Genomic DNA, 16,148 nt, shown 5'->3' with positions numbered 1-16,148 from the left:
GCCGTCGGCGCGGTCAGCGGTAGCGGCCGTCCGGGTCGAGGGACCTGAGAAGGGCCAGCTCCTCTTCGGACACCGGCTTTTCCGGGGTCACGTCACTCACGTCCGCCGTCCAGGAAGTGCGGGTGGCCACGGCCTCGGCCGCCTGCCTGCGCATGTCCTCCGCGCTGTCGGCTGCCTCCTCCGCGGGCAGCCACGTGGCGAGGCGGAAGCGAGGCTCCTGCGGGGTCGGGCGGGTGAAACGGCCGAAGTCGCTGACGACCTCGCGGACTCGGTGGCCGGGACTGGTGCGGTAGGACACGCGCTCCACGTAGCGGCGGCGGGAGGACGGGGCGATGACCACGCAGTCCGTACTGGACGCGATGTCGTTCGCTCCGCCGGAGCCGGTGAGCCAGCGGCCGTCCGTCGTGCGGCTGGTGTTGATCGTGCCGGACTCGTCGATCTCGGCGGCCGCCAGGACACCGAGGGCGCGGGGGTTGGCCGCGACCATGCCGCCGAGGATCTCGGGGATGCCGGCGAGCATCTCGCTGCGCCGGGCGTGGCGGAGGCTGAAGAGGTAGACGTCTCCCGGGTCCGGTGAGAAGCCGTACATGCCCAGTTCCGCCACGACCCTGACCTCGTGGCCGCCCGCCCTCAGCAGTTCGGCCGCGAGCCAGGCGGACATGTGGGACGTGCCGATACCCGCGAGAAGGGTGTCGTAGCCGTGCCTTCTGACCTGGTCCGCCACTGCTCTGGCGCCGAGGACGATCAGGCGTTCCTGCCGGGACGCCCCGGCTTCGCCGGCGGCGGAAGCGGTCTCACCCGCAGCGCCCGTGCGGTGTTCGCCGTGGGCTGCGGGCGGCCCCTGCGGGGCGGACCCGCCGTCGGCGGCGACGGGTTCGGGCCGCTGGACGTGGGCGCCCGCAGCGCGCAGCGCCCGGTCCACCGCCTCCCGCTCGCAGCGGTAGATCTCCGCCCACGCCTCTATCTCGGCCTCGTAGTCGGACGTGGTGTCCTTCGCCGGGCGGAGAGGCGCCGTGAGGTCCGTGCGGCGGGCCTGGCCCAGGCGGCTCAGGTAGGCCTCGTGGGAGCCGGGGCCGGTGACCCAGTTCTCGTACCAGTCGGCGCCCCGGTGGGGGCCGTGGCAGGACTCGACCGTCTCCTCCAGGAAGGCGTAGTCGTCCAAGTAGCCTTCCACGCCCGCGAGGTGGGCGGTGCGGAGCGACTGGGGGTGGGCGCCCAGCGGGGCTTCCGCCAGGCCCAGGACTCGCTGGCCGGGGATCACCACGCGGTCGGCGATCTCGCGCATCTCCTCGCGGGTGACGATGCGTTCCACCGAGGCGATCACCCCGCGCTTCGCCGCGTACGCCGCCCATGCGCCCTCGCCGAGGGGCGGGACCAGGGCGACGTTGCCGTCCTCGTCGGCGACCACGCCGTGGACCAGGGTGACGTCCGGGCGCAGGGCCGTGACCAGGGTGATCTCGCGTTCCGGGGCGGCCGGGTCGGGGATCAGGTGCAGCTCGTCCGGCTTGCCGTCGGCGAGGTCGGTGCCGGCCAGGGAGCCGGTGACCGCGTACGGGACGCCCTGGGCGCCCGCGATGAGGCGCTGGACATAGGAGAGCAGGGACCACGCCTCGAAGGTGAAGGGCTTGCCCTGCGCGAGGTCGGCGTAGAGGGGGTTGGGGCGGGGCGAGGGGTAGGTGTCGCCCGCGAAGCCCGCGATGACCTTGTCGGCGACACCGGACAGGGCCAGGGCGTGGGCCGAGGAGTGGACGGCAGTCGTGGACACCGTGAGGTGGCCGTCGGCACCGAACACCCGGCACAGGGCGTAGGTCAGGGCGTTGGGGCGCGACGGTGTGCCCGCCAGGTGGACGTGGTCGCCGGGGCGGACCAGGCGTCGTACCAGATCGTCGACGTCACGCGCGATCAGCGGCCCGGTCATGACGGGGCTCCCACCGCGACGACCGCCGTCTGGCTGCCGAAGGCGAACGACATGGAGACCGCCAGATCGACCTCGGCCTCGCGGGCGCCCTCGGTCACATGGTCGTGATCGCACTCGGGATCGGGCGTGGTGAAGTTGATGGTGGGGGCGAGGGTCCGGTGATGGACCATCAGGCTGGTCGCCGCCACGTTGATGATGCCGGCGAGGCCGAAGGTGTGGCCGTAGATCGGCTTGTTGGAGCTGAGGGGCGGCAGGGCGCCAGGGGTCCGCTCGGGGTACAGGGCGCGCAGGGCGCGGGACTCGGCGATGTCGTTGTAGCGGGTCGCGGTGCCGTGGGCGCAGAAGTAGTCGACGTCGTCCGCGGACCGGCCGGCCGCGGTGAGCGCGTCCTCGATGACCGACGCGGTGACCTTGCCGGTCAGGTCCATGGTGGTGGGGTGGGCGGCCTCGTTGAGGGAGGCGGCGGAGAGGATCTCGGCGTACACCCGGGCGCCGCGCGCCTCGGCGGCGGTGGCGCGCTCCAGGCACAGCACGACCGAGCCCTCGCCGAGCGCGAAGCCCTCCCGGCAGGCGCTGTACGGGCGGACCGCGCGGCTCGGCTCGTCGCGTTCGGAGGAGAGCACACCGTGGCCCATCGCCCGGTAGCAGGCGGCGACTTCGGGCACGATCGGGAACTCGTGACCGCCGACCAGCATCGCGTCGGCGGCGCCGGAGCGCAGTTCGCCGAGCGCCAGCTGGATCGCCTGATGGCCGCCGACGCAGGCGTTGCTGACCGTGGTGACCAGGCCCTGGGCGCCGTTGTAGATGGCGGACAGGGTGGCCGGGCAGCCGGGCAGGCCGCGGAACATCGCGCCCTTGTCGCCGAAGGCGTTCGGGTCGGCGCCGGTGAGGACGTCCCGCCACCAGGCGAACGGACCGCGCGAGGAGGACATGATGACGCCGAGCCTGCGCGGGTCCACGACGCCGTCGCCGAGTCCGGCGTCGCGGCGGGCCTCGGCCACCGCGGACATCGCGATCAGGATCTCGCGGGAGTACTTGGCGGCGTGCGCGTCGGTGAGTTCCGGCAGGAAGCCGTGGTGGTCGAAGCCGTTGATCTCGGCGGCCGCGTGCACCGGCAGTCCGGCCTCGGCTCCGTCGAAGCGGGTGAGCCGGCCCACCTGGGAACGGCCCTGGGAGACATTGGTCCAGAACGTGTCGACCGAGAAGGTGTTGGGGAGTACGACGCCGATTCCGGTGACTACGATCCGGTCGTCGCGGTCGTCGGTTATTCGCTCGAATTCCGTCATGGGAAAAACAGTAGAAGCCGGTGGATCGGGCGGCATGGGCCGTCGGGTACCGAATAACGGGGTACTCGGTACTCGGGGTACTGCGGTACTTCCGGTACCGGGCGGGAACGCAGAAAAACCGCCTCTCCCGGGGGAGAGGCGGTTCGGGAAACGGATTATCAATTCACCGGGTACCGGCGCAGTTCGCGTTTGGCCAGCGAGGCCCGGTGCACCTCGTCGGGGCCGTCGGCCAGCCGCAGCGTCCGTGCGTGGGCCCACAGTTCGGCCAGCGGGAAGTCCTGGGAGACCCCGCCGCCGCCGTGCGCCTGGATCGCCTTGTCGATGACCCATTCGGCCATGGACGGTACGGCGATCTTGATGGCCTGGATCTCGGTGTGGGCGCCCCTGTTGCCGACGGTGTCCATCAGGTACGCCGTCTTCAGCACCAGCAGCCGTGCCTGCTCGATACGGACGCGGGCCTCGGCGATCCACTCGCGCACCACGCCCTGCTCGGCGAGCGGCCGGCCGAACGCGACCCGCCGGCTCACCCGCTCGCACATCAGGTCGAAGGCGCGTTCGGCCATGCCGATCAGCCGCATGCAGTGGTGGATCCGGCCGGGCCCGAGCCGGGCCTGCGCGATGGCGAACCCGTCGCCCTCGCCCGCGATCAGGTTCTCGGCAGGCACCCGTACGTCCTCGAAGACGACCTCGCCGTGCCCGCCGTGCGGCCCGTCGGTGTAGCCGAAGACGTGTACGCCCCGCTTGATGTGCACACCGGGGGTGTCCCGGGGCACGAGGATCATCGACTGCTGCCGGTGACGGGGGCCGTCGGGATCGGTCTTGCCCATCACCACCAGCAGTTCGCACTCGGGTGCCATCGCCCCGGACGACCACCACTTACGGCCGCTCACGACGTACGAGTCCCCGTCCCGGCGGATCCGGGTGGCGATGTTCGCCGCGTCCGAGGAGGCGACCTCCGGCTCGGTCATGCAGAACGCGGACCGGATCGCGCCGTCCAGCAGCGGCTTCAGCCAGCGGTCCTGCTGCCCGGGAGTGCCGAAGAGGGCCAGTACCTCCATGTTGCCTGTGTCGGGGGCGGCGCAGTTCACCGCCTCGGGGGCGATGAAGGGGCTGCGGCCGGTGATCTCGGCGAGCGGCGCGTACTGCAGATTGGTCAGCCCGGCACCGAAGCGGTCGTCGGGCAGGAAGAGGTTCCACAGGCCCTGCCGGCGGGCCTCGTCCTTGAGGTCCTGGAGCACCGGTGGGCGGCCCCACGGGTGGCCGGTGGCGTGCTGGGCGTGGAAGACGGGCTCGGCCGGCAGCACGTGCTCGTCGAGGAAGGCGCGCATGCGGTCCCGCAGTTCTTCGGTGCGGGCGTCGTAGGCGAAGTCCATTGCTTGTCTCCGTTGTCTGCTTCGCGGCGTGGTCAGTCGGCCTGGTCAGTCGGCCTGGTCGAGAGCCGCGTGCCCGCGCTCGACCAGCAGGGGCACGGCGGCTGCCAGGTCGGCGGACTCCTCGCCGACGGTCAGGCCCCGCACGGTGCGGCAGTGGATGCCCTCGAGGATCGCGGCCAGCTTGTAGAAGGCGAACGCGGTGTACCAGCCGAGGCGTTCGAGACCGACGGTGCTGTGGGCGGCGTACCGTTCCACCACCTCGCGGCGGCCGGGCCAGCCGGGCCGCGCGCCCGGGGAGGCCACGGGGGAACGGTCGACGCCGGCGAAGCCGTCCCAGTACATGCACAGCATCCCCAGGTCGGCCAGCGGATCGCCGAGCGTGGACATCTCCCAGTCGAGGACGGCGGTCACCCGGCCCGGGTCGGCCCGGTCGAAGAGCACGTTGTCCAGCTTGTAGTCGCCGTGCACGAGCGCGACCGTCCCGGAATCCGGGCAGTTCGCCGCGAGGCGGTCGTTGAGCGGGTCGGCGCCGGGCACCTCCCGGATGCGGGAGGCGTCCCACTGGCGGCGCCAGCGGGCGACCTGCCGTGCCATGAAGCCCTCGGGGCGGCCGAAGTCCCCGAGCCCCGCCCGCACCGGGTCGACGGCGTGCAGCAGGGCGAGGGTGTCGACGAGCGCGTGCGTGGTGCGCAGCGCCGACCCGGCACCGAGCGGCGCGAGGTCCTCGTCGCTGCGGTAGGTGCTGCCCTCGGCCAGCCCCATCAGGTAGAAGGGCGCGCCGAGCACCTCGGGGTCGGTGCACAGCCCGTACGTCGGCGGCACCGGCACCCCGGTCGGGCCCAGCGCCGTCAGCACCCGGTGCTCGCGGGCCATGTCGTGCGCGGTGGCCAGGACATGCCCGAGCGGCGGGCGGCGCAGCACCAGGGTGCGGCCGCCCCAGTCGATCCGGTACGTCAGGTTGGACCGTCCGCCGGCCAGCGGCCGCACCGCGCCCAGGGGGCCCCGGCCGGGCAGGTGTGCGTCCAGCCACGCGGCCAGCCGGCCGGTGTCGACGCCGTCGGCGGCGGTGATGGTGTCCGGCACGTGCTCTCACTCCTGTTCGCGGTGAAGCGCCTCGGTCCCGGCGCCGAAGGGGCGTCCGGGACCGAGGCACAGGGGGAAATGGGGGAAAGGGGGAGGGGGAAGGGGGGAAAGCGACAGGGGGGGGCTCAGCTGTCGGCGATGAGCTTGCCCGAGGCGGCCCAGCTGTCCGTGGGGACCTCGTGGATCCACACCTGAACCGTCTCCGCCGGGATCTTGTAGGCGTCGACGAAGGCGTCCGTGATCTTGGCGACCAGGTCACGCTTCAGCTCGACGTCGCGCGGACCCTGCTGAACGGTCACGATCGGCATTTCTTCCTCCAGGGAATTTCGAGGGGGGAATTCTTGCTGTGTGTGCCGGTTGCCTCGGCACATCCAGAACGTTATGAGCGCCCCGGGACGGACAACAAGGGAAATGCTCCCTAGGCACCCCCGGCATGTCTCTTTGGAAACACGCGCCCGCCGGTCCTGCCGTATTCCCGCCTAGATTCGGCGGCACCCGTGCCAGAAGAACTCCGGATTCCCATGTGGGGTATGACCGTGACGCAGCCAGAAGACCGCCCCGTTCTCGTCGTCGGAGCCGGCCCCGTCGGGCTGACCGCCGCCACCGAACTCCTCCGCCGCGGCGTGCCCGTGCGCTGTGTGGACCGCTCCTCGGGCCCCTCCCCGCTGACCAAGGCCCTCGCTGTGTGGCCCCGCACGCTCGAGCTGCTGCGCCGGCTGGGCGGAGGCGCCCGCATCGAGGAGTACGGCCTGCCCATCGAGTCCCTGCGCTACCACTCGCTGGGCCGCGAGGTGGCCCGGGTCCGATTCGACCGGCGCACCAGGCCGGTGACACTGCCCCAGCCCGACGTCGAGGCGCTGCTCGCCGAGGCGCTGGCCGGTGCGGGCGGCAAGGCCGAGTGGGACACCGAGCTCGTCGCCCTCGAACAGCACCCCGACGCGGCCTATGCGACCCTGCGCGGCCCCGAAGGCACCGAGGTGCGCGAGGAGTTCGCCTATGTCATCGGCTGCGACGGGGCTGCCAGCACCGTCCGCGAACTGCTCGGCATCTCCTTCGAGGGCAGCACCTACGAGAACCTGTTCGCCCTCGCCGACGTACGCGTCGAGGGCCCGCTGGTGCACGACGCCAACTACTACTACTGCGGCCCCAAAGGCATCGTCGTCCTGGTCGGCCTGCCCGGCGGACGGTTCCGGGTGTTCACCGCGGCCCCGCCCGGCACCGCACGCGAGGACATCGATCTGCCGCTGCTGCAGCGCCTGGTCGACGAGCGCGGACCGGGCGGCCTGCGGCTCGTCGACCCGACCTGGACCGCGGGGTTCGCGGTGCACGCCCGGCACGCCGGGCGCACCCGCGAGGGGCGCGTCTTCCTCGCCGGTGACGCCGCCCACATCCACAGCCCGGCCGGCGGGCAGGGCCTCAACACGGGGGTGCAGGACGCCCACAACCTCGCCTGGAAGCTGGCCCTCGCGCACGGCGGCCGGGCCGGCGACCCGCTCCTCGACAGCTACGCCGCCGAACGCGGCCAGGTGGCCCGGACGGTGATCCGCCAGGCCGACCTGCAGACCCGCGCCTGGACCCCGGTCAAGCGCCGCCATGTGGCCCTGCGCGACGCTGCCCTGCGCGCCGCGTCCGCACTGCGGCTCTTCAACGTCGGCTATGTACCCGGACTGGCCGGCCTCACCACCGTCTACCGCGACGGCATGGCCGTCGGCCCGAAGAGCACCACCGGCGGGTTCACCACCGGCGGCCTCGTGCCCGACCGGCCGGTGTGGGACGAGCGCACCAAGCGCCGCACCCCGCTCCGGGTGGCCCTGGACGACCTGCGCCTGACCCTCCTCCTCGCCGCTCCCGCCGACACCGCCGTACCCGCCGATGCGCTCCGCCTGGCCGGCGAACTCAGGGACATCTACGGCGACTTGATCGACGTGCGTCACCTGGACACCACCCACCACGCCCTGTCCGACGACCCGCCGGCCACGCCGTACCTGCGCCGCGACGACCGCCGCTGCACCTTCGCCCTGAGCCGCCCCGACGGCTATGTCGCCGTGTGCGGCGCCGGCGACGGGGCCGGCCCGGTGCGCGACTGGCTGCGCACGGCGCTCGCGCAGCACACCTGAGCCTGAACGACCGTCCCACCTCTGGAGGTTTCCCCATGTCCGTGATCCCCGAATCCCACGTCGACCTGCTCGAACGCCCCCTGTTCGGCCACCTGGGCACCCTGCGCGCGGACGGCACCGTGCAGGTCAATCCCGTCTGGTTCAGCTGGGACGGCCGACTGCTGTGGTTCACCACCGAGAAGCGGCGCTTCAAATACCGCAACATCACCAAGAACCCGCAGGCCACCCTCTCCGTCAACGACCCCGAGCAGCCCTACCGCTATCTGGAGGTGCGCGGCACGGTGGAGGAGATCGTCGACGACTCCTCCACCGACGGCTTCTTCGCGCTCGCCGCCCGCTACGGCATGAGCTTCGAACGCCCCATCGCCGACGCCCCGTACCGGGTCCTGCTGGGCCTGCGCCCGCAGCACGCCACCCACCAGTGACCGACGCCCCCTGAAGGGAAGCACCACCATGTCCACCACTCCGCAGCGGGTCGCCGTCGTCACCGGTGCCGCCCGCGGCATCGGCGCGGCCACCGCCGAACGCCTGGCCGCCGACGGCCATGCCGTCGCCGTACTCGACCTGGACACCGCCTCCGGCGCCGAGACCGTGCGGCGGATCGCCGAGAACGGCGGCAGGGCTCTCGCGGTCGGCGCCGACGTCTCCGACGAGCGGCAGGTCGAGTCGGCCGTCGCCCGGATCGCCGAGGAACTCGGCCCGCCCGCCGTCCTGGTCAACAACGCGGGCGTGCTCCGCGACAACCTGCTGTTCCGGATGACCGTCGCCGACTGGGACACCGTCTCGAACGTCCATCTGCGCGGCGCCTTCCTGATGACCCGCGCCGTCCAGAAGCACATGGTCGACGCCGGTCACGGCCGGGTCGTCACCCTCTCCTCGTCCTCCGCACTGGGCAACCGTGGCCAGGCCAACTACGCGGCGGCCAAGGCCGGCCTGCAGGGCTTCACCAAGACCCTCGCCATCGAACTCGGCCGGTTCGGCATCACCGCCAACGCCGTCGCGCCCGGCTTCATCGCCACCGAGATGACGGCCGCGACCGCCGCCCGCATGGGCATCACCTTCGAGGAGTTCCAGGAGCGCTGCGCCGCCGACATCCCGGTCCGCCGGGTCGGCACCCCGGACGATGTCGCCGAGGCCGTCTCGTTCCTCGCCGGCGAGCGGTCCGGCTTTGTCTCCGGCCAGGTGCTGTACGTCGCCGGCGGCCCCCTCTGCTGAACGGCGGGCGCACGGGAAGGGGGCCGGTGCCCGAGGCACCGGCCCCCTTCGGGCGGTTGCTCAGACACCGCCACCGGAAGCGATCAGCCCGCCGTCCACGGTGAGGGTCTGCCCGGTCACCCAGGCCGCGTCGTCGGAGGCGAGATAGGCCACCGCGCCGGCGATGTCCTCGGGGGTGCCCAGACGGCCCAGGGAGTAGCCGGCGGCGACCTCCTGCTCCCGCTCCTCGTACAGCTTGGCGGCGAACCGGGTCTTCACCACGGCCGGGGCCACGGAGTTGACGCGGATACGGGGGCCGAGTTCCTGTCCGAGCTGTTCGGTGAGGTGGATCAGCGCGGCCTTGCTCGCACCGTAGGCGCCGATGCCCTCGGCGGGCCGCAGCCCGGCGACCGCCGTCATGTTGACGACCGCACCGCCGTGCCCGCCCATCCAGGCCGCCCGGGCCCGGCGCATCCAGCCCAGCGCGGCCAGCACATTGACCTCGAAGACCTTGCGCAGCGCCTGCTCGTCCAGGTCAAGCACAGGCCCGAACACCGGGTTGATCCCGGTGTTGTTGACCAGGACGTCGAGCCGGCCGAAGGCCTCGAGGGTGCGGGCGACCGCCTCGGCCTGGTGGGCCGGGTCGTCGGCCTTGCCGGCCACCGCGAGGGCGTGCTCCGCACCGCCGAGCAGGGTGACCGCCTCGGCCAGCGGCTCGGGGGAGCGGGCCGTGAGGCAGACCCGGGCACCCTCCGCGACCAGCCGCTCGGCGACGGCGAGCCCGATGCCACGGCTGGCTCCGGTGACAAGGGCGACCCGGCCCTGGAAGCGGGGACGGGAAACGGAAATGGTCACGGTGAGTTACCTCCGGTGAGTGAGAAAAGCGGAGCGGTGAAAGGGCGGGGCCCAGCGGGAAAACGGAGCGGGCGGGCGTTTCATGAAGCCCGGTTCACCGCTCCCTGACTCGCCAGCAGTTCCCTGCGGTTGGCCACGCCGAGTTTGCGCAGCACATTGCTCACATGGTTCTTGACGGTCTGCCGGGCCACATGCAGTTCGGCCGCTATCTCGTCATTGGAATAGCGGCCCAGCAGCAGTCCGAGCACCTGCTGCTCACGGGCGGTCATCCCCGGCACCCCGGGCTGCCCGTGCCCGGCGAAGGCGGGTGTCTCCTCGGGCTGCCCGCGCAGATACCAGACGGGCCGGCCCACCGCGAGAGTCTCCACGGCGTGCACCAGCCGCTCCGGGGAGGCGGAGCGGTGCACGAAGCCATCGGCGCCGCCGGTCAGGCAGGCGGCCACCACGGCAGGGTCGTCGGCGCCGGTGAACACCAGCACCGACGGCGGCCGGGCAAGCTGTTTCACCTGGTGACAGAGGTGGACGCCGTCGCCGCGGCCCGTCAGGTCCACGTCCGTGACGAGCAGGTCGGCGCGCATCCGGCGCACCAGCTCCAGCGCGCCGGGCCGGCTGTCGGCCTCGTGCGCGTCGTCGAGGGCGCCGGAGTGCCGCAGCAGTGAGGCAACCGCCGTCCGGGAGATCGGGAACGGATCGGCCACCACCGCCACGCGGTGCCGGGACAGCGAGGCCGTCGCGTCGTCCTGTGCCATCGCCCCTCCTTTCCACGGGTGGGTGCGGGACGAGAAAGAACGTAGTCCCGGGCCCCTGCGAACCATCCGGAAAATGGCGCGAAGGTGCCTCTCGAATGTCTCTTTCGGGACCCTGTCCCCATGTGTTTCGGTGCCTTCCGCCTAGCGTGAACGGAAATCGAAAGGAGCGAGGGGATGTCCTTGCGCGATCGGCTCGGCGAACTCGCCGGCATCAAACGGGAATCGGCCGACGGCCCCGACCCGGCAGCTACGGAACGTCAGCATGCCCGCGGTAAGCTCACCGTCCGCGAACGCATCGGACTCCTGCTGGACAAGGGCTCGTTCACCGAGGTGGAGGGGCTGCGCCGGCACCGGGCCACCGGCTTCGGGCTGGAGGCGAAGAAGCCGTACGGCGACGGCGTCGTCACGGGCTGGGGCACGGTCGACGGACGGCAGGTGTTCGTCTACGGGCACGACTTCCGGGTCTTCGGCGGCGCGCTCGGTGAGGCCCACGCCCAGAAGATCCACAAGATCATGGATCTGGCGGAGGCCGCGGGCGCGCCGCTGGTCGCCCTCAGCGACGGCGCCGGCGCCCGAATCCAGGAAGGCGTCACCGCGCTCGCCGGGTACGGCGGCATCTTCACCCGCAATGTGCGCATGTCCGGCGTGATCCCGCAGATCAGCGTGATCCTCGGCCCCTGCGCGGGAGGTGCCGCCTACTCCCCGGCCCTCACCGACTTCGTGTTCATGGTGCGCGGCACCGCCCAGATGTACATCACCGGCCCCGATGTCGTGCACGCCGTCACCGGCGAGCAGGTCGGCCACGACGAACTCGGCGGGGCCGACGTCCACTCGGCGCGCTCCGGCGTCTCCGCGTTCGTCCACGACGACGAGGAGTCCTGCCTGGCCGACGTACGCCACCTGCTGTCGCTGCTGCCCGCCAACAACCGGGAACTGCCGCCCGAGGAGCCCACCGACGACCCCGCCGACCGCTCCTGCGACGCCCTGCCCGACCTCGTGCCCGATCACCCCGGCCAGGCCTACGACATGCGCCGGGTCGTCGAGGAGATCACCGACGAGGGCGACTTCTTCGAACTGCACGAACACTGGGCGCCCAACCTGATCACCGCGCTGGCCCGGCTCGGCGGACAGACCGTCGGGATCGTCGCCAACCAGCCGCAGGTGCAGGCCGGCGTCCTCGACATCGCCGCCTCCGAGAAGGGTGCGCGGTTCGTGCAGTTCTGCGACTCCTTCAACATCCCGCTCGTCACCCTCGTCGACGTGCCGGGCTTCCTGCCCGGCACCGGCCAGGAGCACGACGGCATCATCCGACGCGGCGCCAAGCTGCTGTACGCCTACTGCAACGCGACCGTGCCCCGTGTGCAGGTCATCCTGCGCAAGGCCTACGGCGGCGCCTACATCGTCATGGACTCCCGCTCCATCGGCTGCGACCTGTCCTTCGCCTGGCCCACCAACGAGATCGCCGTGATGGGCGCGGAGGGCGCGGCGAACGTCGTCTTCCGCCGCGAGATCGCCGCCGCCGACGACCCGGAACAGGCCCGCGCCCGCCGTGTCGCCGAGTACAAGGAGCAGCTCATGCACCCGTACTACGCCGCCGAACGCGGTCTGGTCGACGACGTCATCGACCCCCGCCGCACCCGTGAGGTCCTGGTCCGCTCCCTGCGGATGCTGCGGGCCAAACACGCCCACCTGCCCGAACGCAAGCACGGGAACCAGCCGGTATGAGCACCTCCAGCACCCCTCGGCCCGCCACGGTGCGCCTGGTGCGCGGCAGCGCCGACGAGGACGAACTCGCCGCCGTGGTCGCCGTGCTGCACGCCCTGGCCGCCCGCCGGGCGTTCGCCGCGCCCCGCCAGGCCGACGTACGCCCCCGCGCCACCTGGCGTCACCCCGCCCGCAGTCCGCAGCCCGCCACCTGGCGCTCGGCGCCGATGTCACTTAGGTGACACCCCGGACGCACCTCGGTGGCACTTTCCTTGAGCGGCCCCGAGCCCTTTCCTAGCGTGCTGAACACGGGCCGGAACGCCCGCCCCCCGCTTCGGCGGCGGGAGAAGTCACCCCTCACACCCCTTCCGTGGACCTCACAGGAGTCAGTCATGCCCGCAGTCGTCCAGCCCGCAGCCGACCGCCCCGTCCGGGCACTGCTGCCCACCGGCCGGCCGGAGGAGATGGTCGAGCCCGGCGAGACCGAGCTGCCGCAGCCCGCGGCCGACGAGGCGCTCATCGAGGTGAGGGCGTTCTCCGTGAACCGCGGCGAGGTGTTCCAGCTGCACGGGCCGCTGCGCCCGAACGGAGCCCGTCCCGGCAAGGACATCGCCGGTGTGGTCGTCCGGGCGGCCGCCGACGGCTCCGGGCCCGCCGAGGGCACCCGCGTCGTCGGCCACCCGCCGGCGAACGGCTGGGCGCAGTACGCCGCCGTCCCCACCCACTCCCTGGCCGTACTCCCCGACGACGTCTCGTTCGAGACCGCCGCCGCCCTCCCGCTGGCCGGGCTCACCGCCCTGCGCCTGCTGCGGGTGGCCGGCCCGGTCGCCGGACGGCGGATCCTGCTGACCGGTGCCTCCGGCGGAGTCGGCCACTACGTCACCGAACTCGCCGCCGGACAGGGCGCCGAGGTCACCGCCGTCACCGCCACCGCCGAACGCGGCAAGCGGCTGGCCGAGCTGGGTGCCACCGTCGTCCAGGACCTGGACGAGGTGACCACCGGGCCCTTCGACATCGTCCTGGAGTCGGTCGGCGACACCTCCACGCCGCGCGCCCTTGCGCTGCTGAAGGAGCGCGGACAGCTGATCTGGTTCGGCCAGGCCTCCCGCAAGCCCGCCGAGCTGAGCTTCTTCAACTTCTTCAAGGGGCCCCGCTCGGCAACGATCCGCCACTTCCACTACGAGCACTTCGACGAGTCCTTCGGCGCCGATCTGAAGACGCTGGTCCGGCTCGTCACCGAGGGGCGGCTCAACCCCCACATCGGCCGCGTCGAGGACTGGGCGCGCACCGCCGAAGTCCTCGGCGACCTGCGCGACCGCCGCATCACCGGCAACGCCGTCCTCACCGTGAGCCCCTGACCCGCGCCCCCCGTCCCGCCCACCACCACGATTGGAACGTGATGGCTACCACCGCCGTAGACGCGCCCGCCGCCCCACCGGCGACGCACATGACCTCGCGTCAGCGCCTGGTTCTCACCCTGCTGCTCGGCTCGCAGTTCATGCTGGCCGTCGACTTCTCCATCCTGAACGTCGCCCTGCCCGACATAGGCAAGGGCCTCGGCTTCTCGCTGGCCAACCTGCAGTGGATCTCCACCGCGATGATGCTGCCGTCGGCCGGCTTCACCCTGCTGTTCGGGCGCCTCGCCGACCTCGCCGGCCGCCGCCGCATGCTGCTCATCGGCATGGGCCTGCTCGCCGCCGGCTCCCTCGTCGGAGGCATCGCCACCAGCCCCGGCATGCTGCTCGGGGCCCGCGTGGCCCAGGGCCTCGCCTCGGCGCTGGCCACCCCGGCCGCGCTGTCCCTGCTGACCACCTCGCTGCCCGAGGGACCCCTGCGCGACAAGGCGCTCGGCCTCAACGGCACCCTGATCTCGGCCGGGTTCACCATCGGCGCGATCTTCGGCGGTATCCTCACCGACCTGCTGAGCTGGCGCTGGGCCTTCTTCATCAACGTGCCCGTCGCCGCCGCCATCCTGCTCGCCGCGCCCGCCGTCATCCCCGAGAGCCGCGGTGAGCGCACCAAGCTCGACATACCCGGTGCGATCGCCGTCACCGGCGGCCTGCTCACCCTGGTCTACGGCGTCACCGAGGCCGGCCAGCACGGCTGGAGCGACCCGGTCGCCCTGGCCACCATCGCCGCCGGGGTCCTCCTCCTCGGCGCCTTCTGGCTGATCGAGCTGAAGGCCAAGGCACCCCTCGCCCCGGTCCGTGTGCTGACCCGGCAGACCGTCAAGTGGGGCAACTTCGGCGGCCTGATCACCTTCACCATGGAGAGTTCGGTCATCTTCCTGCTGACCCTCTACCTCCAGGAGGTCTTCGGCTACACCCCGCTCCAGACCGGCCTCGCCTTCTGCGGCATCGGCGTCGCCGCCTTCGCCGGCGGCCTGGCCGCCCCGCGCCTGATCGGCCGCTTCGGCAACCGCACCGTGCTCGGCGCGGGCCTGCTGCTGCAGGCGGTGGCCACCGGCGCGCTGTTCCTCGTCGGCAACGGCGGGGGCGGCTCCCTCGCCCTGATGCTGGCCGCCTCCTCGGCCGGCGCCTTCGGCCACATCTCCGCGATCGTCGGCTACATGGTCACCGCCACCTCGGGCCTGCCCGACGGCGAGCAGGGCCTGGCCACCGGCCTCACCTCGATGACCCAGCAGGTCGGCATCACCATGGGCATCCCGGTGCTCAGCTCCATCGCCACCGCCCGGATGAACGCCACCGGCTCCACCCTGGACGGCATCCACACCGCGCTCCTGGTCGACGCGGCGATCGTCCTGGCCGGTTCGGCGCTCGCCTACACCGGTCTGCGCCGACGCTGAGCAGCCGGCCGGCATCGTTCCCCCGCCGCCGGCCGGCCCCACCCGGGCAGGGCCCCGGGCCGCTCCGAGGACAACGGTGTCCTCGGCCCGGCCCGGGGCCCTGCCGCCGTACGCGCGCCGGGCCACACGTACCCTGCCGCCCATGGGGTGGGAACAGACAGACGAAAGACGCGGCAACAGCAGGCTGACCTGGGCGGCTGCCGATCTGAGCGCGGCCGCGGCGCTGAGCGGCGCCCAGGTTCCGGCGGCCGGGCTGCTGGTGTGGATCCAGAGCTTCAGCCGCGACAACTACGGCGTCGGCAACGGCGGCGCCCTCGGCGCGCTCTGCTTTCTGGTCTTCGCGCCGCTGCTGCTGCCGGTGCTGGGCATGGCGCAGACGTTCGTCCTGACCCTGCCCTCGGTGGTGCTCGCCCGCCTCGCCGGCCGGCGCCTGCGCGGCCCCTCCTGGCTCTGGCACCTGGTGGCCCCGGTGGTTCCGGCCCTCGTCCTGGGCGGCTTGAGCGCCCTGCTCTGGTCCTGGCCGCTCACCACGACGGTTGCGGTGTCGGCGGCCCTGGGCGTCCTGCCCACGCTCGGCGTCGGCTACGTCCGCCGCCGCACCTGGCGTCCGTGGGGTGTCTGGTGGCGTGCGGCGCTCGGCTCGGTCGCCCTGTTCGTCCTGGCCTTCGGCGGCGGGGTGCTGGCCACCGAGACGGGGCTGATCGCGGAGTACGAGCCCCCGAAGCTCACCACCGCCCAGCTCGCCGGGGAGTGGCACGGTCCGCACGGGGCGGTGCTGCGCCTGCACCCCGGCGGGCGCGCCGAGGCCATCGGTCTGCCGGCCCAGCCCCCGGACTACGACTGGCTCCGCAAGGAGTTCGTCCGGTGCGACGGCGTCGGCTCCTGGAAACCCGAGGACGGCGAGGACAGCGGCGGCCGCGACGGCATCCTTCTGCGCCTCGAAGGGGACTGCGGGGAGGACACCCACTGGTCCTTCGGCGGCACCACGGACGCCCCCGAGCTGTTCGTGCTCTTCGGCGATCCGGACGGGGGCACGTTGCGGATCCTCCATCGGGGGGCCTGA

At 72.4% G+C, this 16,148-nt stretch carries 15 protein-coding genes; 8 read left to right on the top strand and 7 right to left on the bottom strand.

Translation table 11 applies throughout. The annotated features are described in order from the left end of the window. Positions 1-13: 13 nt before the first annotated feature. From ACIRU3_RS15715 to dmpI, 5 genes are all read right to left on the bottom strand, one after another. A complete protein-coding gene (locus tag ACIRU3_RS15715; protein ID WP_404056442.1) occupies positions 14-1,918 on the bottom strand; it encodes a CoA-transferase in 1,905 nt (634 codons plus the stop codon). Further along, entirely contained in the window at positions 1,915-3,204 is a 1,290-nt protein-coding gene (locus tag ACIRU3_RS15710) for a beta-ketoacyl-[acyl-carrier-protein] synthase family protein (protein ID WP_404056440.1), read from the bottom strand. The genes ACIRU3_RS15715 and ACIRU3_RS15710 overlap by 4 nt, the downstream gene beginning before the upstream one ends. A 158-nt stretch (positions 3,205-3,362) precedes the next feature. Then, positions 3,363-4,577, bottom strand: a complete 1,215-nt coding sequence (locus ACIRU3_RS15705) for an acyl-CoA dehydrogenase family protein (protein WP_404056438.1) — start codon at positions 4,575-4,577, stop codon at positions 3,363-3,365. A gap of 45 nt (positions 4,578-4,622) precedes the next feature. Further along, complete coding sequence (locus tag ACIRU3_RS15700) at positions 4,623-5,660, bottom strand: phosphotransferase family protein (RefSeq protein ID WP_404056436.1); 1,038 nt, start codon at positions 5,658-5,660, stop codon at positions 4,623-4,625. Between the two features lie 125 nt (positions 5,661-5,785). Next, positions 5,786-5,968, bottom strand: a complete 183-nt coding sequence (gene dmpI, locus ACIRU3_RS15695) for a 4-oxalocrotonate tautomerase DmpI (protein WP_404056434.1) — start codon at positions 5,966-5,968, stop codon at positions 5,786-5,788. Positions 5,969-6,190: 222 nt separating this feature from the next. Here dmpI and ACIRU3_RS15690 point away from each other — a divergent pair, with 222 nt between their 5' ends. The 3 genes from ACIRU3_RS15690 to fabG are packed head-to-tail and all read left to right on the top strand — an operon-like array spanning position 6,191 to position 8,992. Next, positions 6,191-7,777 (top strand): FAD-dependent monooxygenase, encoded by a 1,587-nt coding sequence (locus ACIRU3_RS15690; RefSeq protein WP_404056432.1) that lies wholly within the window; start codon positions 6,191-6,193, stop codon positions 7,775-7,777. A gap of 35 nt (positions 7,778-7,812) precedes the next feature. Next, a complete protein-coding gene (locus ACIRU3_RS15685) occupies positions 7,813-8,202 on the top strand; it encodes a PPOX class F420-dependent oxidoreductase (RefSeq protein ID WP_404056430.1) in 390 nt (129 codons plus the stop codon). A gap of 28 nt (positions 8,203-8,230) precedes the next feature. After that, positions 8,231-8,992: a 3-oxoacyl-ACP reductase FabG gene (gene fabG / locus ACIRU3_RS15680; protein WP_404056428.1), complete on the top strand. Its 762-nt coding sequence runs from the start codon at positions 8,231-8,233 to the stop codon at positions 8,990-8,992. 60 nt (positions 8,993-9,052) lie between these two features. Here fabG and ACIRU3_RS15675 read toward each other — a convergent pair whose 3' ends face one another. After that, positions 9,053-9,826 carry an SDR family oxidoreductase gene (locus ACIRU3_RS15675; protein ID WP_404056426.1) on the bottom strand — a complete coding sequence of 258 codons (774 nt, stop codon included), beginning with the start codon at positions 9,824-9,826 and terminating at the stop codon, positions 9,053-9,055. Positions 9,827-9,906: 80 nt separating this feature from the next. Then, complete coding sequence (locus tag ACIRU3_RS15670; protein WP_404056424.1) at positions 9,907-10,575, bottom strand: response regulator; 669 nt, start codon at positions 10,573-10,575, stop codon at positions 9,907-9,909. Between the two features lie 174 nt (positions 10,576-10,749). Between ACIRU3_RS15670 and ACIRU3_RS15665 the strand changes: the two genes are divergently transcribed. From ACIRU3_RS15665 to ACIRU3_RS15645, 5 genes are all read left to right on the top strand, one after another. Beyond that, complete coding sequence (locus ACIRU3_RS15665) at positions 10,750-12,300, top strand: acyl-CoA carboxylase subunit beta (RefSeq protein WP_404056422.1); 1,551 nt, start codon at positions 10,750-10,752, stop codon at positions 12,298-12,300. Next, entirely contained in the window at positions 12,297-12,521 is a 225-nt protein-coding gene (locus ACIRU3_RS15660) for an acyl-CoA carboxylase epsilon subunit (RefSeq protein WP_404056420.1), read from the top strand. Before ACIRU3_RS15665 ends, ACIRU3_RS15660 begins: the two co-directional genes overlap by 4 nt. A 150-nt stretch (positions 12,522-12,671) precedes the next feature. Further along, entirely contained in the window at positions 12,672-13,637 is a 966-nt protein-coding gene (locus ACIRU3_RS15655) for a zinc-binding dehydrogenase (protein WP_404056418.1), read from the top strand. Positions 13,638-13,678: 41 nt separating this feature from the next. Continuing rightward, positions 13,679-15,085 (top strand): MFS transporter, encoded by a 1,407-nt coding sequence (locus ACIRU3_RS15650; RefSeq protein WP_404056913.1) that lies wholly within the window; start codon positions 13,679-13,681, stop codon positions 15,083-15,085. A gap of 142 nt (positions 15,086-15,227) precedes the next feature. Next, the gene (locus ACIRU3_RS15645; protein WP_404056416.1) at positions 15,228-16,148 is read left to right on the top strand and encodes a hypothetical protein; all 921 of its coding nucleotides are present in this window, start codon (positions 15,228-15,230) and stop codon (positions 16,146-16,148) included.

The organism is Streptomyces sp. NPDC101151 (assembly GCF_044768335.1).
Taxonomy (GTDB): domain Bacteria; phylum Actinomycetota; class Actinomycetes; order Streptomycetales; family Streptomycetaceae; genus Streptomyces.
This window is presented reverse-complemented; position numbering and strand designations above follow the sequence as displayed.

What these genes read in the sequence shown, in the direction of transcription:
- ACIRU3_RS15655 (WP_404056418.1), top strand. Translation starts at nt 12,672, where the DNA reads ATGCCCGCAGTCGTCCAGCCCGCAGCCGACCGCCCCGTCCGGGCACTG.
- fabG (WP_404056428.1), top strand. Translation starts at nt 8,231, where the DNA reads ATGTCCACCACTCCGCAGCGGGTCGCCGTCGTCACCGGTGCCGCCCGC.
- ACIRU3_RS15650 (WP_404056913.1), top strand. Translation starts at nt 13,679, where the DNA reads ATGGCTACCACCGCCGTAGACGCGCCCGCCGCCCCACCGGCGACGCAC.
- ACIRU3_RS15715 (WP_404056442.1), bottom strand. Translation starts at nt 1,918, where the DNA reads ATGACCGGGCCGCTGATCGCGCGTGACGTCGACGATCTGGTACGACGC.
- ACIRU3_RS15670 (WP_404056424.1), bottom strand. Translation starts at nt 10,575, where the DNA reads ATGGCACAGGACGACGCGACGGCCTCGCTGTCCCGGCACCGCGTGGCG.
- ACIRU3_RS15710 (WP_404056440.1), bottom strand. Translation starts at nt 3,204, where the DNA reads ATGACGGAATTCGAGCGAATAACCGACGACCGCGACGACCGGATCGTA.
- ACIRU3_RS15660 (WP_404056420.1), top strand. Translation starts at nt 12,297, where the DNA reads ATGAGCACCTCCAGCACCCCTCGGCCCGCCACGGTGCGCCTGGTGCGC.
- ACIRU3_RS15690 (WP_404056432.1), top strand. Translation starts at nt 6,191, where the DNA reads ATGACCGTGACGCAGCCAGAAGACCGCCCCGTTCTCGTCGTCGGAGCC.
- ACIRU3_RS15685 (WP_404056430.1), top strand. Translation starts at nt 7,813, where the DNA reads ATGTCCGTGATCCCCGAATCCCACGTCGACCTGCTCGAACGCCCCCTG.
- ACIRU3_RS15705 (WP_404056438.1), bottom strand. Translation starts at nt 4,577, where the DNA reads ATGGACTTCGCCTACGACGCCCGCACCGAAGAACTGCGGGACCGCATG.
- dmpI (WP_404056434.1), bottom strand. Translation starts at nt 5,968, where the DNA reads ATGCCGATCGTGACCGTTCAGCAGGGTCCGCGCGACGTCGAGCTGAAG.
- ACIRU3_RS15665 (WP_404056422.1), top strand. Translation starts at nt 10,750, where the DNA reads ATGTCCTTGCGCGATCGGCTCGGCGAACTCGCCGGCATCAAACGGGAA.
- ACIRU3_RS15645 (WP_404056416.1), top strand. Translation starts at nt 15,228, where the DNA reads ATGGGGTGGGAACAGACAGACGAAAGACGCGGCAACAGCAGGCTGACC.